This is a genomic window from Comamonas faecalis (genome assembly GCF_039538025.1).
Lineage (GTDB): Bacteria > Pseudomonadota > Gammaproteobacteria > Burkholderiales > Burkholderiaceae_C > Comamonas_C > Comamonas_C faecalis.
In genome coordinates this window covers 53,941-72,946 of record NZ_BAABBP010000004.1, presented here as the reverse complement: position 1 = coordinate 72,946, position 19,006 = coordinate 53,941, and the positions used below count along the sequence as shown (strand labels likewise).

The following is a 19,006-nucleotide window of genomic DNA, read 5'->3' as shown; positions in this document are numbered from 1 at the left end:
TACGCAGGTATCAGGCGACGCTGCCGCCAGCGGCCTCGATGGCCGCCTTGGCGCCAGCGGTCGCACCGATGCCGGTCAGCTTGACCGCCTTGGTGATCTCGCCGCTCTTGACGACCTTGACCACGCGGATCAGGTCGCCGACCAGGCCAGCGCTCTTGAGCGCCAGCAGATCGATCTCGGGCAGGCCCAGGCGGTCAAGCGTCGAGAGCGTGATCTCGGCGTTGAACTTGATCGTCTGCGACTTGAAGCCACGCTTGGGCAGGCGACGCTGCAGCGGCATCTGGCCGCCTTCGAAGCCCACCTTGTGGTAGCCGCCCGAACGCGACTTCTGGCCCTTGTGGCCACGACCCGCGGTCTTGCCCAGGCCGGAGCCGATGCCGCGGCCGACGCGGCGCTTGGCGTGCTTGGCGCCGTCTGCGGGCTTGATGCTATTGAGTTCCATCATCAATCCTTTACAGAACCTTCACCAGGTAGGCGACCTTGTTGATCATGCCGCGCACCTCAGGCGAATCCTTCAACTCGCTGATGCTGTTGAGCTTGCGCAGGCCCAGGCCGCGCACGGTCGCGCGGTGCGACTCCTTGGTACCGATGATGCTGCGCACCAGCTGCACCTTGATGGTTTGTTGGGTTGTCATGCAATACCTTCCTGTCAGGCGTTGAACAGGTCTTCGACCTGCTTGCCACGCTTGGAAGCCACTTCAGCCGGGGTCGTGGAATTGGCCAGAGCGTCCAGCGTCGCACGCACCATGTTGTAGGGATTGGACGAACCATGGCTCTTGGCCACGATGTCGGTGATCCCCATCACTTCGAACACGGCGCGCATCGGGCCGCCGGCGATGATGCCGGTACCCTTGGGAGCGGGAGCCAGCATGACGCGGGCGGCACCGTGGTGGCCGTTCACGTCGTGGTAGATCGTCCCGTCGCGCAGCGACACCTTCATCAGCTTGCGGCGTGCTTCTTCCATCGCCTTTTGCACGGCGGCGGGCACTTCCTTGGACTTGCCCTTGCCCATGCCAATACGGCCATCACCGTCGCCCACCACGGTCAGCGCAGCGAAGCCGAGGATACGACCACCCTTCACGACCTTGGTGACGCGGTTGACCGCGATCATTTTTTCGCGCAGACCGTCGTCACGACCTTCGTCTTGCACCCTGGGAGAAAATTTCGCCATTGTTATCTGCTCCGCTTAGAACTGCAGGCCCGCTTCGCGGGCGGCTTCTGCCAATGCCTTGACACGGCCGTGGTAGGCGTAGCCTGCACGGTCGAAAGCCACCTTCTCGATGCCGGCGGCCTTGGCCTTCTCGGCAATGCGCTTGCCGATGGCAGTGGCCGCGGTGGCGTTGCCGCCCTTGCCGGCGCCGCCGATGGCCTGGCGCACCTCGGCCTCCAGCGTGGAGGCACTGGCCAGCACCTTGGTGCCATCGCTGGAGATCACATTGGCGTAGATGTGCAGATTGGTACGGTTCACCGTCAGACGTGCCACGCCCTGCTGTGCAATGCGGATGCGCGTTTGACGCGCGCGGCGCAGACGCTGCTCTTTCTTGGTCAACATGCTGCAGTTCCTTACTTCTTCTTGGTCTCTTTGATCACGACGCGCTCATCCGCATAGCGGATGCCCTTGCCCTTGTAGGGCTCGGGCGGGCGAACGGCGCGGATCTCGGCGGCCAACTGGCCGACGCGCTGACGGTCGGCACCTTTGATCACGACTTCGGTCGGCGTCGGGCAGGCCACGGTGATGCCCGCGGGCATCTCGAAGTCCACCGGATGCGAGAAGCCGACGTTCATGTTCAGCTTGGAGCCCGAGGCCGAGGCCTTGAAGCCCACGCCGATCAGCGACAGCTTTTTCTCGAAACCCTTGCTCACGCCGACGACCATGTTGTTCACCAGCTGGCGCACGGTGCCGCTCATGGCGTTGGCTTCACGGGAAGCGTCGACCGGCTCGAACGACAGCTTGCCGTCGTTGCTGGTCACCTTGACCAGCGTGTTCTGGGCCATGGCCAGCGAACCGCCGGCGCCCTTCACGCTGATCTGTTGTGCATCGATGGCCACATCCACGCCTGCGGGGATCTGGACCGGCATTTTTGCTACGCGAGACATTTCAGTATTTCTCCTTCAATGCCCGTCAGGCCACATAGCACAGCACTTCGCCGCCGACACCGGTGGCACGCGCCTTGCGGTCGGTCATCACACCCTTGGGGGTGGTGACGATGGCCACGCCCAGGCCGTTCATGACCTGTGGAATGGCGCCTGCACCCTTGTACACGCGCAGGCCGGGGCGGCTCACGCGCTCGATGCGCTCGATCACCGGGCGACCGGCGTGGTACTTCAGGGCGATTTCAAGTTCGGACTTGCCGGCTTCGGTCTTGACCTGGAAGCCGTCGATATAGCCCTCATCCTTGAGCACCTGCGCGATGGCGATCTTCACCTTGGAAGAAGGCGCCGAAACGGTGGCCTTGGACACCATTTGCGCATTGCGGATGCGGGTCAGCAAGTCAGCGATGGGATCACTCATGCTCATATTGTTCTCTCCTGCTTCGCTTACCAGCTGGCCTTGGTGACGCCGGGAATGTCGCCGGCGAACGCCAGTTCACGGATCTTGGAGCGACCCAGACCAAACTGACGGAAGGTGCCACGCGGGCGGCCGGTGATTTCGCAACGGGCGCGCTGGCGCGTCGGGTTGGCGTTGCGCGGCAGCTTCTGCAGACCCAGGCGGGCTGCGTCGCGCTCTTCGTCGCTGCGCTTGGCATCGCCGGCAATCGCCTTCAGTTCTGCGTACTTGGCAGCGTACTTGGCGGCCAGTTTTTCGCGCTTGAGTTCGCGCTGGATCAAAGATACTTTAGCCATTGCGCTGCCTTCAGTTCTTGAACGGGAAACGGAAACCAGTCAGAAGCGCCTTGGCTTCCTCGTCGTTCTTGGCCGTCGTCGTGATGCTGATGTTCAGGCCACGCAGGGCGTCGACCTTGTCGTACTCGACCTCAGGAAAGATGATCTGTTCCTTGACGCCGATGTTGTAGTTGCCGCGGCCGTCGAACGCACGCCCCGAAATACCGCGGAAGTCACGCACGCGCGGCAGGGCCACGGTGACGAAACGGTCGAGGAATTCGTACATGCGCACACCGCGCAGCGTGACCATGCATCCAATGGCCTGGCCTTCGCGGATCTTGAAGCCAGCAATGGCCTTGCGCGCCTTGGTCACCACGGGCTTCTGGCCGGCGATCTTGGTCAGATCGGCAACCGCGTTGTCCATGATCTTCTTGTCGGCAACGGCCTCGCTCACGCCCATGTTCAGGGTGATCTTGGTCAGGCGCGGGACTTCCATGATCGATTTGTAGCCGAACTTTTCCTTCAGTTCGCCCGCGATCTTTTCACGATAGAGTTTTTGCAGTCGTGCCATGTTTACCCCTTAGGCAGCCTTGATTTCGGCGCCGCTGGACTTGAACACGCGCACGCGCTTGCCATCGTCCTGCACCTTGATACCCACGCGATCGGCCTTGCCCGTGGTCGCGTTGTAGATGGCGACGTTGGACTGATGGATCGGCATGGCCTTTTCCACGATGCCGCCCGTCGTACCCTTCATCGGGTTGGGCTTGACGTGCTTCTTCACCTGGTTGATGCCTTCGATCACCAGGTGGGTGTCGTCCTTGCGCAGCAGCACCGTGCCACGCTTGCCCTTGTCACGGCCGGCAATGACGATGATCTCGTCGCCCTTGCGAATCTTGTTCATGTCGCGCGTCCTCAGAGAACTTCAGGAGCCAGGGACACGATCTTCATGAAGCGCTCGGAGCGCAGTTCACGCGTCACGGGGCCGAAGATGCGGGTGCCGATGGGCTCCAGCTTGGCGTTGAGCAACACTGCAGCGTTGCCGTCGAATTTGATGAGCGAACCGTCAGGGCGGCGCACGCCCTTGGCCGTGCGCACCACCACCGCGCTGTAGATCTCGCCTTTCTTGACGCGACCACGCGGAGCGGCTTCTTTCACACTCACCTTGATGATGTCGCCGACACCTGCATAACGCCGCTTGGATCCGCCCAGCACCTTGATGCACTGAACAGACTTGGCGCCGGTGTTGTCGGCAACCTCTAAACGAGATTCTGTCTGGATCATTTCAATATTCCCAACTTGCTCCAGCGGGCCATTCACCGGACCGCCGGTCAGTCTTGGTCCCGTCGTCCATGCCGCAAACCACTTGCAGCACTTCCCGCTGGGAAGAAAACTCCGCACGCAATTAGTGCGAAGCCGCGTATTCTCGCAGTATTTTTCTGGCCCGTCAAACAGTTGCAGCATCCGCCGGCGACGGAACATGGCTGTACTGTTGCGCCAACGCCTCGAACTCGGCCAGCGCCGGCCGTTGCACGCCCTCGCTGCGCAGAATGTCTGCCACCTGCGGCGCCAATTGCGCCGCCTGGCGCGCATCGAGAAACAGCAGGCGGCAGCGCCGCGCCAGCACGTCCTCGACGGTGCGCGCATATTCGTAGCGCACCGCAAAGCGCACCATGGCCTCGCTCAGCCCGGGCGCAAGCCACTGGCTGGCGCCCGGCAGCGCCTGCACCTGGTCGGCCTCGCTGCCATAGGAATGCAGGCCCTGGGCGTCGCACATGCGGTGGCGCACCGGCTGCGATGGCGCGCCGACCAGCGGCAGATCCACCGTGATGCCCGCCGGGCGCTGTGCCAGCAGCCGCTCATCCATGCATTTTTGCAGCACGTCCTCGGCCATCGCCCGGTAGGTGGTCCACTTGCCGCCCGTGACCGTGACCAAGCCGCTCGCGCTTGCCAGCACCGTGTGCTCGCGGCTGATGGCCTTGGTGTTGCCGCCCTCGTCGTCGGCTGGCTTGACCAGCGGACGCAGCCCCACCCAGATGCTGCGCACATCGGCGGCAGTCGGCGCGCGGCGCAGGTATTTGGCCGCCTCGCCCAGGATGAATGCGACTTCCTCGGGGAAGGCCTGCGGCTCGCGCGCATGGTCCTGGCGCGGGCTGTCGGTCGTACCCAGGATGACTTTGCCCAGCCACGGCACGGCGAACAGCACCCGTCCGTCGGCGGTCTTGGGCACCAGCAGCGCATGGTCGGACGGCAGAAAGTCGCGGTCGACCACGATGTGCACGCCCTGGCTGGGCGCCACCATGGGCTTGAGCGTGCGGCCCGCGGCCTGCGCGTCCAGCGCGCGCACCTCATCGACCCACACGCCGGTGGCGTTGACCACGGCGCGTGCGCGCACCGTCAGGCGCCGGCCGGTTTCAAGATCCTCGCAGACCGCGCCACTCACCTTGCCGCCCTCGTGCAGCAGCTCGCGCACAGGGCAGTAGTTGACCAGCAACGCGCCGCGCTGGGCCGCGCTACGCGCCAGCGCCAGCGCCAGGCGCGCATCGTCGAACTGGCCGTCCCAGTACTTCACCGCGCCCTTCAGGCCCTCGGCCTGCACCGTGGGCAGGCATTGCAGCGTCTGCATGCGGCCGAGAAACTGCGTCGCGCCCAGGCCCGCGCGGCCGGCCAGCGCGTCGTAGGCCACCAGGCCGGCGCCATAGAACGGCGTTTCCCACCATTTGTAGGATGGCATCACGAAGGCCAGCGGCTGCGCCAGGTGCGGCGCGTTGTGCAAGAGCGTGGTGCGCTCGTGCAGCGCCTCGCGCACCAGACCGATGTTGCCCTGCGCCAGGTAGCGCACACCGCCGTGCACCAGCTTGGTGGCGCGCGACGAGGTGCCCTTGGCAAAGTCCAGCGACTCCAGCAGCACCACCGAGAACCCGCGCGCCGCGGCGTCCAGCGCCACGCCCAGGCCGGTGGCGCCGCCGCCGATGACGAGCAGGTCATAGGTCTGCGGCTGCGCCAGGCGCTGCAGCAGGGCGGCGCGGTCGGTGGGCAATGCCGATGGCGTGGGTTGCTCGGTTGCAATCATCGTGGTCTTCCTGTGGTGCGCGGTGCGCGACGCCTGTTACGCTTTCAAAGGTTCGGTCGAACAAATTCGTTTATGTTCGTTTTGCTTCGTTTTTGATTATATTCCGTGCTTTCCTTCGACGCACCCGCCATGAACCACAACCCGCGCCAGCTCCGCCTGCTGCACACCGTGCAGCAGAACCAGTCGGCCAGCGTCGAGCACCTGGCCGATCTGCTGGGCGTGACGCTGCAGACCGTGCGCCGCGACATCCAGCGCCTGTCCGAGCAGGGGCTGCTGGTGCGCTTTCACGGCGGCGCGCGCGTACCCGGTTCCACGGTGGAAAACCTGGAGCACACGCAGCGCGAAACCCTCAACGCCGAGGGCAAGCGCCGCATTGCGCAGGCCGTGGCACAGGCCGTGCCCCACCACTGTTCGCTGATCCTGAACATCGGCACCACGACCGAGGCGATTGCCCGTGCGCTGGTGCACCACCAGGGCCTGCGCGTGATCACCAACAACCTGAACGTGGCGGCCACGCTGTCGAGCAATCCCGACTGCGAGGTCATCGTCGCCGGCGGCGTGGTGCGCTCGCGCGACCGCGGCATCATCGGCGAGGCCGCAGTCGACTTCATCCGCCAGTTCCGCGTCGACATCGCATTGATCGGCATCTCGGGCATCGAGTCCGACGGCACGCTGCGCGACTTCGACCTGCGCGAGGTCAAGGTGGCTCAGGCCATCATCGGCCAGTCACGCGAGGTGTGGCTGGCGGCCGATCACAGCAAGTTCAACCGACCGGCCATGGTCGAAGTCGCCACGCTGGCGCAGGTCGACCGCCTGTTCACCGACGCGCCGCCGCCCAAGCCCTTCCCAGCGCTGCTGCAGGAATCCGAGGTGCGGTGCACCATCGCCCAGCCCTGAACACATCCAAAAACCCGACACCCGCCATGACCTACCTGCTTGCCCTCGACCAGGGAACCTCCAGCTCGCGCAGCATCGTGTTCGACGAGCACGGGCGCATCGTCGCGCTGTCGCAGCAGGAGCTGCCGCAGATCTTTCCGCAGCCCGGCTGGGTCGAGCACGACCCGCGCGTGATCTGGCACACCCAGCTGGCCACGGCCGCGCAGGCGCTGGCGCAGGCCGGCCTGCGGGCGGGCGACATCCGCGCGCTGGGCATCACCAACCAACGCGAGACCACGGTGCTGTGGAACCGTGCCACCGGCCAGCCGGTGCACCACGCCATCGTCTGGCAGGATCGGCGCGCCGAGCCGCTGTGCGCCCAGCTGCGCGAGCAGGGCCACGGCCCGCTGATCCAGCAGAAAACCGGCCTGCTGATCGACGCCTATTTCTCGGCCACCAAGCTGCGCTGGCTGCTGGACAACGTGCCCGGCGCGCGCGAGGCGGCCGAGCGCGGCGAGCTGGCGTTTGGCACCGTCGACAGCTGGCTGATCTGGCAGCTGACCGGCGGGCGTCGCCACGTGACCGACGTCTCCAACGCCAGCCGCACCATGCTGCTGAACGTGCACACCAACCAGTGGGACGACGAACTGCTGGAGCTGCTGTGCATCCCGCGCGCGCTGCTGCCCGAGGTGCTGCCCTCCTCGGGCGACTTCGGCACCACCGATGCCAGCGTGCTGGGCGCGCCGATCGCGATCGGCGGCGTCGCCGGCGACCAGCAGGCAGCGCTGTTCGGCCAGGCCTGCTTTGGCGCCGGCATGGCCAAGAACACCTACGGCACCGGCTGCTTCATGCTGATGCACACCGGCGACCAGTTCCAGACCAGCCACAACGGCCTGCTCACCACCAGCGCCGCACAGACCGGCAGCGCACCGCAATACGCGCTGGAGGGCAGCGTCTTCGTCGGCGGCGCCGTCGTGCAATGGCTGCGCGACGGCCTGCGCGCCATCGAGCACAGCGGCCAGGTGCAGCAGCTGGCCGAGAGCGTGCCCGACTCCGGCGGCGTGATGCTGGTGCCGGCCTTCACCGGTCTGGGCGCGCCCTACTGGAAACCCGACGCGCGCGGCACCATAACCGGGCTCACGCGCGGCAGCACGCTGGCGCACATCGCGCGCGCCGCGCTCGAATCGATTGCCTACCAAAGCGCCGCGCTGCTCACCGCGATGGGGCGCGACGCCGTGGCCGCCGGCGGCCACCCGGTCAGCGAATTGCGCGTGGACGGAGGCGCCTGCGTCAACGACCTGCTGATGCAGTTCCAGGCCGACCTGCTGGGCATTCCGGTGGTGCGTCCGGCCTGCATCGAAACCACCGCGCTGGGCGCCGCCTACCTGGCCGGCCTGGCCAGCGGCGTGTACCGCAGCACCAGCGAGATTGCCCAGCTGTGGCAGGCGCAGCGGCGTTTCGAGCCGACGATGGCGCGTGGCCAGGCCCAGGCGCTGATGCAGCGCTGGGAACACGCCGTCGCCCAGGCGGCACTGGAGCGTGCATAGCGCAAGCGGCGCAGCCCGCGCTGGCCACCCGAGCGACTATCTTCCCCCCCTTTTTTCGAGGCCTTCGATGCCAACGCACACCACAACAACGCACCTCACCATTGCCTTCATCGGCGGCGGCAACATGGCCAACGCCTTGATCGGCGGACTGATTGCCCAAGGCCAGCCTGCCGCGCAAATCGAGGTGGTCGAGCCCTGGGACGAGGCGCGTGCGCGCTTGTTGCAAAGCTTCGGCGTCACCGCGCAGGCCGCGCCCGGTGCGGCGCTTGCACGCGCCGACCTGGTGGTCTGGGCCGTCAAGCCGCAAACCTTTCGTGACGCCGCGCACGCCGCTGCCCCGCACCTGCCCACAACAGCACTGCACCTGAGCGTGGCCGCCGGCATTCCCACGGCCAGCATCGCGCGCTGGCTGGGCAGCGACCGCATCGTGCGTGCCATGCCCAACACGCCGGCACTGGTGCAGCGCGGCATGACCGGCTTGTTTGCCTGCCCTGAAGTGGACTCAGCCGGCCGCGCACAAGTCGAGCAGGTGATTGCCACCACCGGCCAGTGGCTGTGGGTTGAGGCCGAGGCGCAGCTTGATGCAGTCACCGCGCTGTCAGGCTCGGGCCCGGCCTATGTGTTCTTGTTTCTTGAGGCCATGGAGCAGGCCGGCATCGCCATGGGACTGCCGGCGACGCAGGCGCGCCAGCTGGCCGTGGCCACTTTTCAGGGCGCGTCGGCGCTGGCGGCGCAGTCCCATGAAGCGCCCGAGGTGCTGCGCCAGCGCGTAACCAGCAAGGGCGGCACGACGCACGCGGCCATCAGCCACATGCAGGCACAGGGGGTGCCCGAGCATTTCATCGCCGCCATCCGCGCCGCCGAGCAACGCGCGCGTGAACTGGCGCAGGAGTTTGGCGAATAGTCAGACGGACCTGGTTCAGCCCTGGCCGCGGCGGCAGCCAGGGATGTCGTTGTCCCAGCGCTTGCCGTCGGGCACGCATTTCCAGAAGGTGGCCGGCCCCTCGATGAAGCAGACGGGGCGCATCAGCAAGCTGGCGCCGTCGCAGGTTGTTACCTTGGCCGGTTCCGCATGGGCCACGGGCGGCGCCGTATGCACGCGGGCAGCCGGGGCGGGCACCACCGCTGCCGGAGCCCGCGACACCGCGGCTGGCGCGGCAGCCACAGCCGGCGCCTCGGTACGCGCAGGTGTCGGGCCGGGCGTCACCTCGGGCGCATGCTCGGTCTCAGGCCCAGGGCCAGGCTCTGCAGACGATGCGGGTGCCGCTGCGCCATCGCGAATGGCCCAGAACGCGGGCGGCTGCTCCACCCGGGGCGCAGCAGGCGGGCCAGCCACCTCTTTGAGCGCTTTGGGCTCTTGGGATATTTCCACGCGCTCCATCTCTGCATGCGCCGGCACGACTCCCAAATCCTCCTGTGGCGCCGGCTGTGCAACCGGCGCCGCGGCGTCCGGTTGCGGTGCATCGGCCGCCACCTCGTCGCTCCCCTGCATCCAGGCATAAGCCGCCAGCAGCAGCGCGAGCCCGGCTGCCACCGCCACGGCCCTGGCGCGCCCCGTGGCCTTGCCGGGCGGCTGGGCACCGCCCTCCTCTTGCCCAGCTTCTGCGCCAAAGCTGCTGGATCCGCCCTCTTCCAGCAGAGCCTCGGGGGGCATCGGGCGGGTGGGCGCATCGGCGCCGGTGCGCTCCAGCGGCTGCGTGGGCGCAAAGCCATCGGCCGGCATGCCGGCGTCAAGCGGAACCCGCACGCCGCAATGCACAAAAGCTGCCATGGTAGCGCCCGGGCCCGCCGGCGCCGGGCCCGCGCCAGGGGCCGCCTCAGCGCAGCGCATAGCCCAGCGCCACGCCGGCAAACAGCGCCACGCCCATGTAGTGGCTGTTGCTGAACGCGACGAAGCAACCCTCGCGCGTACGTGCGCGGATCAAGGTGAAATGCCATGCCACCTGCGCCGCCGCCGCGCCCAGGCCCAGCACCAGCGGCCAGCCCAGGCCCAGCGGCCAGAGCACGGCAGCGGTGAGCAGCAGGCAGGCGACGAAAAACCCCACCACGCCCGCCACGTCGAAGCGCCCCAGCGTGATGGCCGAGGTGCGCATGCCGATCTTGAGATCGTCGTCGCGGTCGACCATCGCGTATTCGGTGTCGTAAGCCAGCACCATGCACAGATTGGCCAGCCACAGCAGCCAGCCCTGCAGCGGCACCTGCCCCTGCACCGCGGCAAAGGCGATGACGATGCCGAAGTTGAATGCAATGCCCAAAAAGGCCTGCGGCATCGCAAAAAACCGCTTGGTGAATGGGTAGAGGATAGTGAAGGCCACCGCCGGCACCGACCAGGCGACTGCCTCCCAGCGCGTGGTCAGCACCAGTGCCAGCGCCAGCAGCGCCAGCACCGCGCCGACCAGCGCCGCCTCCGCCACCGACAGCTCCCCGCTGGTGATGGGGCGCGCCGTGGTGCGCTTGACGTGGCGGTCGAAGTCCCGGTCGGCAATGTCGTTGATGGTGCAGCCGGCACTGCGCATCAGCACCGTGCCCAGCACGAAGACGATGAGCAGATGCCAGCCGGGAAAGCCGTCCGACGCCACCCACAGCGCCACCAGCGTGGGCCAGACCAGCACCAGCCAGCCGGCCGGGCGGTTGAAGCGGATCAGGTCGAGGTACAGCGCCAGGCGCGAGCGCGGCGAGCGCGCAGGGGCAATGGAGGAGGAGTCAGCCATGGCGGAAATTGTCGCGGCAAATCCGGCCAGCGCGGCGCGACGGGCCTATTTCGCCGCGCACGCGCGCCCCACCTGATCGCAAAAACGCCCGCACGAGGCGGGCGCTTGTCACGGCGATGCGCGCGGATGGCCGCTTATTCCATTTCCATATCAACCGATTACTTTGTCGGCTTCGCTTGTCGTGCTACAGCACTGTCTGCGCTTCACCTTCGCGTACTCGATCGATATAGAAACGGAATTATTCGAGCAGCGAGCGCAGCATCCAGGCGGTCTGCTCGTGCACCGTCAGGCGCTGGGTCAGCAGGTCGGCGGTGTTCTCGTCGTTGGCCTTGTCGGCCAGCGGGAACAGCTCGCGCGCGGTGCGCACCACGGCCTCGTGATCCTGCACCAGGATGCGCACCATCTCCAGCGCGGCCGGCGGCTCGGACGGCGCGTCGGGCAGCGAGGTGAGCTTGGCAAACGCGCCGTACGAGCCGGGCGCCACATGGCCCAGCGAGCGGATGCGCTCGGCCACCGTATCGAGCGCGTTCCACAGCTCGGTGTACTGGCCCATGAACATTTCATGCAGCGTGTTGAACATCGGGCCGGTGACGTTCCAGTGGAAGTTGTGCGTCGTCAGGTACAGCGTGTAGGTGTCGGCCAGCAGGCGCGACAGGCCTTGTGCAATGGCGGCGCGGTCTTTTTCGCTGATGCCGATGTTGATCATCGGCGCGCCGCTGGTGCTGCGCACGGCGGCTTTCTTGACGGTTGAGGGGGCTTTGGCCATGGTATTCACTCCTTGTTCCAATGCGGCTTCACGGGGTGCGAAGCGATAGTTCATCCTAGCGCAATCAATTGCTATCGGCGCAAAACACGATGACATATATCAATCGTGCCCATAGCCCGAAACCGAGACCGCCTGCGCGAGCGGGGTGACGCCCGGCAGCGCGCAGGACTGCACGACATTGCACAGCGCGGCAATCGCCTCATAGCGCGTGAAGCTGCGCCGCCACACCAGCACCACGCGGCGGCTGGGCGCGGCGTGGCCGTCGTCCTCGTCGATCGGCAGGTAGCGGACGAGCTCGTCGTCGTCCTGGCGCCGGTGGGGGCCGCGCGGGGCCAGCGCGCTCTCGGGCACCGACAGGCGCGGCACCAGCGTCACGCCCATGCCGGCCGACACCATGTGCTTGATGGTCTCAAGCGAGCTGCCCTCGAAGCTGCGGCGAATGCCCTCGGCGTTGCTCGCGTAGCGCGCGAACTCGGGGCAGACCTGCAGCACGTGGTCACGAAAACAGTGGCCCGCCCCCAGCAGCAGCATGGTCTCGTTCTTGAGCTCGGTGGCCGACACCGACGCCCTGCTCGCCAGCGGGTGGCTGGCCGGCACCGCCGCCAGGAACGGCTCGTCATACAGCGGCGCCACCGCCAGTCCCGCATCGGGAAAGGGCTCGGCCAGGATGGCGCAGTCGATCTCGCCGGTGCGCAGCATCTCCAGCAGCCGCACCGTGAAATTCTCCTGCAGCATCAGCGGCATCTGCGGCGCCATCGCAATCGCCTTGTGCACCAGCGCGGGCAGCAGATAGGGGCCGATGGTGTAGATCACGCCCAGCGTCAGCATGCCGGCCAGCGGATCCTGGCCGCGCTTGGCGATCTCCTTGATCTCGGCGGCCTGCTCCAGCACGCTTTGCGCCTGGCGCACGATCTCCTGGCCCAGCGGAGTCACCGTGACCTCGGTGGCGCTGCGCTCGAAGAGCTTGACCTCCAGTTCTTCTTCCAGTTTCTTGACGGCCACCGACAGCGTGGGCTGCGAGACGAAGCAGGCCTCGGCCGCACGGCCAAAGTGCTTCTCGCGAGCGACGGCGACGATGTATTTGAGTTCGGTGAGCGTCATGGTGGTGCAGGCGTTGAAGATCGAACCGTAACACTTTCTACCGAAAAATTCACCGCCCGGCTGGTGGTTCAGCGCGCCACGGCGCGCATGGCTTCAGTGATGGCCTGAGCCTGCGCGCTGACGGTGGTTGAGGTAGTCGTTGATGAGAAGTTGACTCACGGTTTTCAGTCGAGCAACGGCCTCTGCCCGTTCTGGAACCAGGACACATCGAATCCCTGCGCCAACACGATGGCCCGGGCAGACAGCTGGCCTTGCTCGCGCAGGCGATCGAGGTATTTCACCAGCGTGTTTACGTCCTCCGTCAGGATGTGCGTGATGGACTCGCACACCATCTGGGCCAGCAGCTTGATGTCGTCCTTGACGGCGACGCGGTCATCCCCCCGGTCGCGCTGCAGCAGGCGCATGAGGTTGCCGGCGGTCATCGCATGGTCGATGTTGAACGGCAGCACCTGGAGGTTGCGCAAGGGCAGATCCGTCACGGCCTGCCCCACCTGGAACTCGGACGCGACGATGGCCGACAGGTACAGCGGACAACCCTGTGCCAAGGCTTCGCGCAGGTAGCGCGTCGCGGTGTCATGCTGGGGCCGCGCGGGATCAGCCAGGGTGATGAGGTAGCTCGTATCCAACAGGATGGAGATCAAGTCGCGCTCCCTCGCAAGGCATCGACCCAGGCGCTGGCCCCGGGTACGTCACGCCAGGCCTTGGCGCCGCGCTCGGTCAGGCGTGCCAGTTGGGCCTCGTCGAGCGTTTGCTGGTGCTCCTCGAACCCGAGCAGGCGCGCATTGCGGTATTTGCGTGTGACCACGTTGTATTCGGCGCGGATGCGCGCCATCGCGATCTTGTAGAGACGGTTCACCTTGTCGGCGCGGAACACCTCGCGCTCCGATTCGACCGGAATCAGCGTGCCATCCTGCAGGCGGATATGGGCATTGACCTTCTTGAGCCCTCCCATTTCTACGATCTCACCCTGCAGGTAACGCTCCACCAGCACCCACTGGTCGGCATCGTCCGCATGGAAATCGGTGGCCACAGTAACGCGCACCTGTGCCAAGCCAGGCGCCGTGATGCCGAAGACGCAGCGGCGGGCACTGCGGGCCAGCTTTTGCCAGCGTTCGATCACTTCGCGGCGTTTCTTGTCCAGCCCATCGAGCCGTTCCGACGAAGCCAGCTGGCGCATGTCGCGCCACAGGCCAGGGGCGGCAATCGGGGCGGTCTGAATGGCCAGCGATCCGGTGACGATGCTCACCTCCAGGGCGCTCACGTCCACCTCGGTGCCATCCCCGCGCAGCAGATCCTCGACGTCCTTGGCAAACGCGCGCAGCACCGCCATCGGCACCCGTTGCGGGGATACCTCGTACCCGGAGGAATCTTCCTCCAGGGTGAAAAGAAGGGGTTGCGCGTCCATGCAGCAGATTTTAGGCATTTGCCCGGCGATCGCTCTGGGAAGCGCTCCAGCATCACGCCTTCAAAAAATCCGCCCGCCCTCCCAGCCAACGCTGCAGGTGCGCCTGCGCCAGCTGCGGGTGGGTATCGAGCATGCGCGGCGCACTCTCGCGCGCCCAGGTGAGCAGCGCGCCGTCCTGCGCCAGGTCGGCAAAGCGCAGGAGCGCGTCGCCCGACTGGCGCGCGCCCAGAAATTCTCCCGGGCCGCGGATCTCCAGGTCGCGCCGCGCGATCTCGAAGCCGTCGGCGGTCTCCAGCATGGCCTTGAGACGCTCGCGCGCGCTCTCGCCCAGGCGGCCGTTGTCGCCCACGCTGTAGAGCAGCACGCAGGCCGATGCCGCACTGCCACGCCCCACCCGCCCGCGCAGCTGGTGTAGCTGCGACAGGCCAAAGCGCTCGGCGTGCTCGATCACCATCAGGCTGGCGTTGGGCACGTCCACGCCGACCTCGATCACGGTGGTGGAGACGAGCACGCCCATCTGCCCGGCCTTGAAGGCGTCCATCACCGCCTTTTTCTCGGCCGCGGGCATGCGCGAGTGCAGCAGGCCGACGGCCACGCCCGGCAGCGCCTCGGACAGCTCGGCGTGCGTGGCGGTGGCGTTGGTCAGGTCAAGCGCCTCGCTCTCCTCGATCAGCGGGCAGACCCAGTAGACCTGGCGCCCGGCGGCCAGTTGCAGCGCAATGCGCTGCACCACCTCGTCCCTGCGGCTGTCGGCGATCAGCTTGGTGACCACGGGCGTGCGCCCGGGCGGCAGCTCGTCGATGGTGGAGACGTCCAGGTCGGCGTAGTAGCTCATCGCCAGCGTGCGCGGGATGGGCGTGGCGCTCATCATCAAGAGGTGGGGCTCGCGCCCCTGGTGGTCCAGCTTCTTGCGCAGCTGCAGCCGCTGGGCCACGCCAAAGCGGTGCTGCTCGTCGATCACCGCCAGGCCCAGGCGGGCGAACTGCACCTGCTCCTGGATGACCGCGTGCGTGCCGACGACCAGCGCCGCCGCGCCACTGGCGACCAGCTCCAGCATGGCGGAGCGCTCCTTTTTCTTCTGCCCGCCGGCCAGCCACGCAACACACTGGCCGCGCGCGGCCAGCAGCGGCGCCAGCCAGTCGACCAGCTTGGCAAAGTGCTGCTCGGCCAGGATTTCGGTCGGCGCCATCAGCGCGCACTGCCAGCCGGCGTCGATGCACACGCAGGCGGCCAGCGCCGCGACGATGGTCTTGCCCGAGCCGACGTCGCCCTGCAGCAGGCGGTGCATGGGGCGGTGGTCGGCCAGGTCGGCGGCGATCTCGCGCACCACGCGCTCCTGCGCGCCGGTCAGCGCAAACGGCAGCAGCGCGCGCAGCTGGGCGCCCAGCGCGCCGTCGCCCGCCGCGGCGCGCAGCTGCGGCGCCTGCAGGCGCTCGCGCGCACGGCGTGCGGTCAGCTGCGCCAGCTGCTGGGCCAGCAGCTCCTCGGCCTTCAGGCGCTGCCAGGCCGGGTGGCTGTGGTCCTGCAGCGTGGCCAGCGCCACGTCGGGCGTGGGGTGGTGCAAAAATATGAGCGCGTCGCGCAGCGTCCAGCCGCCGGCGCCCGCACTGCCCCAGCCGGGCAGCGGCGGCGCCAGCGCGTGGGGAACGGTCTCGGGCAGCTGCACGCGGGCCAGCGCCGTGGCAATGGCGCGGCGCAGATAGGCCTGCGGCAGCTGGGCCGTCGTCGGGTAGACGGGGGTGAGCGCGCTGGGCAGATCGCCGCCGGCCTTGCGAAACGCCGGGTGCAGCATTTGCCGCCCCCAGAAGCCGCCCTTGACCTCGCCGCGGATGCGCAGGCGCTCGCCCACGGCCAGCGCCTTGCGGTGCGAGGGGTAGAAGCTGAAGAAGGTCAGCTCGCAGGTGGCACTGCCATCGTCGACCATCACCTTGAGCATGCGCCGCGGGTGCAGCTGCACCTCGCTGGCGGTGACCACCGCCTCGATCTGCGCCACCTCGCCAGTGCGCGCGCTGGCAATCGCCGTGATGCGCGTCTCGTCCTCGTAGCGCAGCGGCAAGTGCAGCGCCAGGTCGATGTCGCGCGTCAGCCCCAGCTTTTCCAGCGCCTTGCGCGCCGGGCTGGCCGCCGCGGCCGCGCCGGCGCGGGCCTTGCCGGCAGGTGCGGCCGGCGTGGCGGCGGGGATGGAAGAGGCGTTTTGGGGCACGGCAAAAAGGCTAACATGGTTGGCACCACCCACAACGCCTGCCTGCGCCTTTCATGCTCAAGCGCATCCACGTGCATGACCTGACCCTTGGTATGTTCATCCATGAGTTCTGCGGCTCGTGGATGGAGCATCCGTTCTGGCGCACGCGCTTTCTGCTCACCAGCGCCCAGGACTTGCAGCGCATCCGCGCGACGACCATCCAGGAGGTGTGGATAGACACCACGCGCGGGCGCGACACCGCCGCCGGCGCGGCCGCCGTCACCCGCGACCAGGCCAGCGCCGACGCGCAGGCGCTGCTGGAGCAGTCGCAGCAGCTGGCCGCACAGGCCGCGGCGCCCCCGCTTGCGCCGACGACGATGGCGCAGGAGTTGCAGCAGGCCATCGCCATCTGCAGCGGCACGCGCGCGGCGGTCGCCGACATGTTTCACGCCGCACGCATGGGTCAGGCGGTGGACGTGGCGGCGACGCCCCGGCTGGTCGACGGCATTTCCGCGTCGATGGCGCGCAACCCCCATGCGCTGATCAGCCTGGCGCGGCTGAAGACGGCCAACGAATACACCTATATGCACTCGGTGGCCGTGTGCGCGTTGATGGTGGCGCTGGCACGCCAGATTGGGCTGGACGAGGCGACGACGCGCCTGGCCGGCCAGGCCGGCCTGCTGCACGACCTGGGCAAGGCGCGCGTGCCGCAGCAGTTGCTGGACAAGCCCGGCAAGCTGACCGACGCCGAGTTCGACGTGGTGCGCCGCCACCCGGTGGCCGGCAACGAGCTGCTGGCGGGCAGCGGCCTGCACCCGCAGGTGCTCGACGCCTGCCTGCACCACCACGAGAAGATCGACGGCAGCGGCTACCCGCACCGCCAGGCGGGCGCGGGCATCAGCCTGCTGGCGCGCATGGCCGCCGTCTGCGACGTGTACGACGCGATCACCTCCGACCGCCCCTACAAGCGCGGCTGGGACCCGGCGCTGGCGCTGCACCGCATGGCCGAGTGGTCGCGCTCGCACTTCGACAACCTGCTGTTCCAGGCCTTCGTCAAGGCCATCGGCATCTACCCGGTCGGCGCGCTGGTGCGCCTGCAGTCCGAGCGCCTGGGCGTGGTGGTGGCGCAGTCCGAGGGAGCGCTGCTGGCGCCGCACGTCAAGGTGTTTTTCTCGACGCGCACCGGCAGGCGCATTCCCGAGGAATTGGTCGACCTGGCGCAGCAGCGCGCCGGCGACAGGATTGCCGCGCGCGAAGATCCGCGGCACTGGCCCTTCGGCGACCTGGCCCAGCTGTGGAGCGGCCGGCCCAGCCTGCGCTGGTGACCCGGGCCACGGCAGACGGGCAGGCGCGGTGCGACAATCACCGGTTTGCTTTGGAACGGGCCCGTCCGGCCCTCAGGCACCCATGTCCGCACACGCTACCAACGCCCCCCCGCACCGTACATTCACGCTCAGCGACTTCGACTTCGACCTGCCCGCGCCGCTGATCGCCCAGCACCCCACGGCCCAGCGCAGCAGCTCGCGCCTGCTCGACGGGCGCGCGGCCTCCCCGGTCGACCGCATTTTTCGCGAACTGCCCGACCTCTTGAACCCGGGCGACCTGCTGGTCTTCAACGACACCCGCGTCGTCAAGGCGCGCCTCTTTGGCGAGAAAGCCAGCGGCGGCAAGCTCGAGCTGTTGATCGAGCGCGTGCTGGCGCAGGGCGCGGGCAACGAGGTGGTCGCCCACATGAAGGTGAGCAAGAAGCCGCCGCCCGGCGCACGCCTGCACCTGGCCGGTGGCGCCGCGCATGGCGGCTTTGACGCAACGCTGCTCTCGCGCTGGCCCGACGCCGATGGCCCGCTGTTTCGCCTGGCGCTGCACGGCCCGGCGGGCGAGACGCCGTGGCAGCTGATGGCGCAGCACGGCCACCTGCCGCTGCCGCCCTACATCGAGCGCCAGCAGAACGCCGGCCACGACCCCGACGCCGAGGAAGACGCCGAGCGCTACCAGACGGTGTTCGCCCGCGCGCCCGGCGCCGTCGCCGCGCCGACGGCGGCGCTGCACTTCGACGAAACGGTGCTGACGCAATTGGCCGTGCGCGGCATCGAGCGTGCCAGCGTCACGCTGCACGTGGGCGCCGGCACCTTCCAGCCGGTCAAGACCGAGAACCTGGCCGAGCACCACATGCACAGCGAGTGGTACGACATTCCGCTGGCCACGCTGGCCGCGCTTGAGCGCTGCCGCCAGCGCGGCGGGCGCGTCGTTGCCGTCGGCACGACCACGGTGCGCACGCTCGAATCGTGGGCCAGGAGCGGCCAGACGCAAGGCGACACCGACATCTTCATCACCCCGGGCTTCGACTGGCGTGTGGTCGACCTGCTGGTGACCAACTTCCACCTGCCCAAAAGCACGCTGATGATGCTGGTCAGCGCCTTTGCCGGCTACGACCACGTGATGGGGCTCTACCGCCACGCGGTGGCGCAGCACTACCGCTTCTTCAGCTACGGCGACTCGATGCTGCTGCAGCGCGCCGGCTGAAC

23 protein-coding genes are annotated in these 19,006 nt (G+C 67.7%); 5 read left to right on the top strand and 18 right to left on the bottom strand.

Going from position 1 to position 19,006, the window contains the following annotated elements; translation table 11 throughout:
• Positions 1–10: 10 nt before the first annotated feature.
• The 11 genes from rplO to ABD767_RS03520 form a co-directional block, all read right to left on the bottom strand.
• Positions 11–442: a 50S ribosomal protein L15 gene (gene rplO / locus ABD767_RS03570; protein WP_344868251.1), complete on the bottom strand. Its 432-nt coding sequence runs from the start codon at positions 440–442 to the stop codon at positions 11–13.
• 10 nt (positions 443–452) lie between these two features.
• On the bottom strand, positions 453–635 hold the full coding sequence (rpmD, locus tag ABD767_RS03565) for a 50S ribosomal protein L30 (protein WP_103045895.1): 183 nt from the start codon (positions 633–635) through the stop codon (positions 453–455).
• Between the two features lie 14 nt (positions 636–649).
• Positions 650–1,171, bottom strand: coding sequence for a 30S ribosomal protein S5 (gene rpsE, locus ABD767_RS03560; protein WP_103045896.1), 522 nt, complete (start codon positions 1,169–1,171; stop codon positions 650–652).
• Positions 1,172–1,186: 15 nt separating this feature from the next.
• Entirely contained in the window at positions 1,187–1,552 is a 366-nt protein-coding gene (rplR, locus tag ABD767_RS03555) for a 50S ribosomal protein L18 (RefSeq protein ID WP_103045897.1), read from the bottom strand.
• Positions 1,553–1,563: 11 nt separating this feature from the next.
• Positions 1,564–2,097, bottom strand: coding sequence for a 50S ribosomal protein L6 (gene rplF, locus ABD767_RS03550; protein WP_103045898.1), 534 nt, complete (start codon positions 2,095–2,097; stop codon positions 1,564–1,566).
• Positions 2,098–2,122: 25 nt separating this feature from the next.
• Positions 2,123–2,518, bottom strand: coding sequence for a 30S ribosomal protein S8 (gene rpsH / locus ABD767_RS03545; protein ID WP_103045899.1), 396 nt, complete (start codon positions 2,516–2,518; stop codon positions 2,123–2,125).
• 20 nt (positions 2,519–2,538) lie between these two features.
• The gene (gene rpsN / locus ABD767_RS03540; protein WP_103045900.1) at positions 2,539–2,844 is read right to left on the bottom strand and encodes a 30S ribosomal protein S14; all 306 of its coding nucleotides are present in this window, start codon (positions 2,842–2,844) and stop codon (positions 2,539–2,541) included.
• Positions 2,845–2,854: 10 nt separating this feature from the next.
• On the bottom strand, positions 2,855–3,394 hold the full coding sequence (rplE, locus tag ABD767_RS03535; protein ID WP_103045901.1) for a 50S ribosomal protein L5: 540 nt from the start codon (positions 3,392–3,394) through the stop codon (positions 2,855–2,857).
• A 9-nt stretch (positions 3,395–3,403) separates the two neighbouring features.
• Positions 3,404–3,724, bottom strand: coding sequence for a 50S ribosomal protein L24 (rplX, locus tag ABD767_RS03530; RefSeq protein WP_103045902.1), 321 nt, complete (start codon positions 3,722–3,724; stop codon positions 3,404–3,406).
• Between the two features lie 11 nt (positions 3,725–3,735).
• Positions 3,736–4,104, bottom strand: a complete 369-nt coding sequence (gene rplN / locus ABD767_RS03525) for a 50S ribosomal protein L14 (RefSeq protein WP_103045903.1) — start codon at positions 4,102–4,104, stop codon at positions 3,736–3,738.
• Between the two features lie 163 nt (positions 4,105–4,267).
• Positions 4,268–5,893, bottom strand: coding sequence for a glycerol-3-phosphate dehydrogenase/oxidase (locus tag ABD767_RS03520; protein WP_344868245.1), 1,626 nt, complete (start codon positions 5,891–5,893; stop codon positions 4,268–4,270).
• A gap of 129 nt (positions 5,894–6,022) precedes the next feature.
• Here ABD767_RS03520 and ABD767_RS03515 point away from each other — a divergent pair, with 129 nt between their 5' ends.
• The 3 genes from ABD767_RS03515 (at position 6,023) to proC (ending at position 9,220) form a co-directional block, all read left to right on the top strand.
• Complete coding sequence (locus tag ABD767_RS03515) at positions 6,023–6,790, top strand: DeoR family transcriptional regulator (protein WP_103045905.1); 768 nt, start codon at positions 6,023–6,025, stop codon at positions 6,788–6,790.
• A gap of 26 nt (positions 6,791–6,816) precedes the next feature.
• Positions 6,817–8,316 (top strand): glycerol kinase GlpK, encoded by a 1,500-nt coding sequence (gene glpK, locus ABD767_RS03510; RefSeq protein WP_103045906.1) that lies wholly within the window; start codon positions 6,817–6,819, stop codon positions 8,314–8,316.
• Positions 8,317–8,383: 67 nt separating this feature from the next.
• Positions 8,384–9,220 carry a pyrroline-5-carboxylate reductase gene (gene proC, locus ABD767_RS03505; RefSeq protein WP_344868241.1) on the top strand — a complete coding sequence of 279 codons (837 nt, stop codon included), beginning with the start codon at positions 8,384–8,386 and terminating at the stop codon, positions 9,218–9,220.
• Between the two features lie 15 nt (positions 9,221–9,235).
• Here proC and ABD767_RS03500 read toward each other — a convergent pair whose 3' ends face one another.
• The 7 genes from ABD767_RS03500 to recG all read right to left on the bottom strand — a co-directional run bounded on the left by ABD767_RS03500 (position 9,236) and on the right by recG (position 16,481).
• Positions 9,236–10,063: a hypothetical protein gene (locus ABD767_RS03500; protein ID WP_344868239.1), complete on the bottom strand. Its 828-nt coding sequence runs from the start codon at positions 10,061–10,063 to the stop codon at positions 9,236–9,238.
• 70 nt (positions 10,064–10,133) lie between these two features.
• Positions 10,134–11,027 (bottom strand): 4-hydroxybenzoate octaprenyltransferase, encoded by an 894-nt coding sequence (gene ubiA, locus ABD767_RS03495; protein WP_344868237.1) that lies wholly within the window; start codon positions 11,025–11,027, stop codon positions 10,134–10,136.
• A gap of 238 nt (positions 11,028–11,265) precedes the next feature.
• Positions 11,266–11,793 (bottom strand): Dps family protein, encoded by a 528-nt coding sequence (locus ABD767_RS03490; RefSeq protein WP_344868235.1) that lies wholly within the window; start codon positions 11,791–11,793, stop codon positions 11,266–11,268.
• 99 nt (positions 11,794–11,892) lie between these two features.
• Positions 11,893–12,894 carry a LysR substrate-binding domain-containing protein gene (locus ABD767_RS03485; RefSeq protein WP_344868233.1) on the bottom strand — a complete coding sequence of 334 codons (1,002 nt, stop codon included), beginning with the start codon at positions 12,892–12,894 and terminating at the stop codon, positions 11,893–11,895.
• A 164-nt stretch (positions 12,895–13,058) separates the two neighbouring features.
• Entirely contained in the window at positions 13,059–13,535 is a 477-nt protein-coding gene (locus tag ABD767_RS03480; RefSeq protein WP_344868231.1) for a type II toxin-antitoxin system VapC family toxin, read from the bottom strand.
• Positions 13,532–14,299 carry a hypothetical protein gene (locus ABD767_RS03475; protein ID WP_344868229.1) on the bottom strand — a complete coding sequence of 256 codons (768 nt, stop codon included), beginning with the start codon at positions 14,297–14,299 and terminating at the stop codon, positions 13,532–13,534. Before ABD767_RS03475 ends, ABD767_RS03480 begins: the two co-directional genes overlap by 4 nt.
• A 52-nt stretch (positions 14,300–14,351) precedes the next feature.
• On the bottom strand, positions 14,352–16,481 hold the full coding sequence (recG, locus tag ABD767_RS03470) for an ATP-dependent DNA helicase RecG (RefSeq protein ID WP_344868348.1): 2,130 nt from the start codon (positions 16,479–16,481) through the stop codon (positions 14,352–14,354).
• 74 nt (positions 16,482–16,555) lie between these two features.
• Between recG and ABD767_RS03465 the strand changes: the two genes are divergently transcribed.
• Entirely contained in the window at positions 16,556–17,806 is a 1,251-nt protein-coding gene (locus ABD767_RS03465; RefSeq protein ID WP_344868227.1) for a cyclic di-GMP phosphodiesterase, read from the top strand.
• Between the two features lie 82 nt (positions 17,807–17,888).
• Positions 17,889–19,004: a tRNA preQ1(34) S-adenosylmethionine ribosyltransferase-isomerase QueA gene (gene queA, locus ABD767_RS03460; protein ID WP_344868225.1), complete on the top strand. Its 1,116-nt coding sequence runs from the start codon at positions 17,889–17,891 to the stop codon at positions 19,002–19,004.
• Positions 19,005–19,006 lie beyond the last annotated feature (2 nt).

Excerpts from the sequence above, each read along its gene's own strand:
- rplO (WP_344868251.1), bottom strand. The coding sequence starts at position 442 with ATGGAACTCAATAGCATCAAGCCCGCAGACGGCGCCAAGCACGCCAAG.
- rpmD (WP_103045895.1), bottom strand. The coding sequence starts at position 635 with ATGACAACCCAACAAACCATCAAGGTGCAGCTGGTGCGCAGCATCATC.
- rpsE (WP_103045896.1), bottom strand. The coding sequence starts at position 1,171 with ATGGCGAAATTTTCTCCCAGGGTGCAAGACGAAGGTCGTGACGACGGT.
- rplR (WP_103045897.1), bottom strand. The coding sequence starts at position 1,552 with ATGTTGACCAAGAAAGAGCAGCGTCTGCGCCGCGCGCGTCAAACGCGC.
- rplF (WP_103045898.1), bottom strand. The coding sequence starts at position 2,097 with ATGTCTCGCGTAGCAAAAATGCCGGTCCAGATCCCCGCAGGCGTGGAT.
- rpsH (WP_103045899.1), bottom strand. The coding sequence starts at position 2,518 with ATGAGCATGAGTGATCCCATCGCTGACTTGCTGACCCGCATCCGCAAT.
- rpsN (WP_103045900.1), bottom strand. The coding sequence starts at position 2,844 with ATGGCTAAAGTATCTTTGATCCAGCGCGAACTCAAGCGCGAAAAACTG.
- rplE (WP_103045901.1), bottom strand. The coding sequence starts at position 3,394 with ATGGCACGACTGCAAAAACTCTATCGTGAAAAGATCGCGGGCGAACTG.
- rplX (WP_103045902.1), bottom strand. The coding sequence starts at position 3,724 with ATGAACAAGATTCGCAAGGGCGACGAGATCATCGTCATTGCCGGCCGT.
- rplN (WP_103045903.1), bottom strand. The coding sequence starts at position 4,104 with ATGATCCAGACAGAATCTCGTTTAGAGGTTGCCGACAACACCGGCGCC.
- ABD767_RS03520 (WP_344868245.1), bottom strand. The coding sequence starts at position 5,893 with ATGATTGCAACCGAGCAACCCACGCCATCGGCATTGCCCACCGACCGC.
- ABD767_RS03515 (WP_103045905.1), top strand. The coding sequence starts at position 6,023 with ATGAACCACAACCCGCGCCAGCTCCGCCTGCTGCACACCGTGCAGCAG.
- glpK (WP_103045906.1), top strand. The coding sequence starts at position 6,817 with ATGACCTACCTGCTTGCCCTCGACCAGGGAACCTCCAGCTCGCGCAGC.
- proC (WP_344868241.1), top strand. The coding sequence starts at position 8,384 with ATGCCAACGCACACCACAACAACGCACCTCACCATTGCCTTCATCGGC.
- ubiA (WP_344868237.1), bottom strand. The coding sequence starts at position 11,027 with ATGGCTGACTCCTCCTCCATTGCCCCTGCGCGCTCGCCGCGCTCGCGC.
- ABD767_RS03490 (WP_344868235.1), bottom strand. The coding sequence starts at position 11,793 with ATGGCCAAAGCCCCCTCAACCGTCAAGAAAGCCGCCGTGCGCAGCACC.
- ABD767_RS03485 (WP_344868233.1), bottom strand. The coding sequence starts at position 12,894 with ATGACGCTCACCGAACTCAAATACATCGTCGCCGTCGCTCGCGAGAAG.
- ABD767_RS03475 (WP_344868229.1), bottom strand. The coding sequence starts at position 14,299 with ATGGACGCGCAACCCCTTCTTTTCACCCTGGAGGAAGATTCCTCCGGG.
- ABD767_RS03465 (WP_344868227.1), top strand. The coding sequence starts at position 16,556 with ATGCTCAAGCGCATCCACGTGCATGACCTGACCCTTGGTATGTTCATC.
- queA (WP_344868225.1), top strand. The coding sequence starts at position 17,889 with ATGTCCGCACACGCTACCAACGCCCCCCCGCACCGTACATTCACGCTC.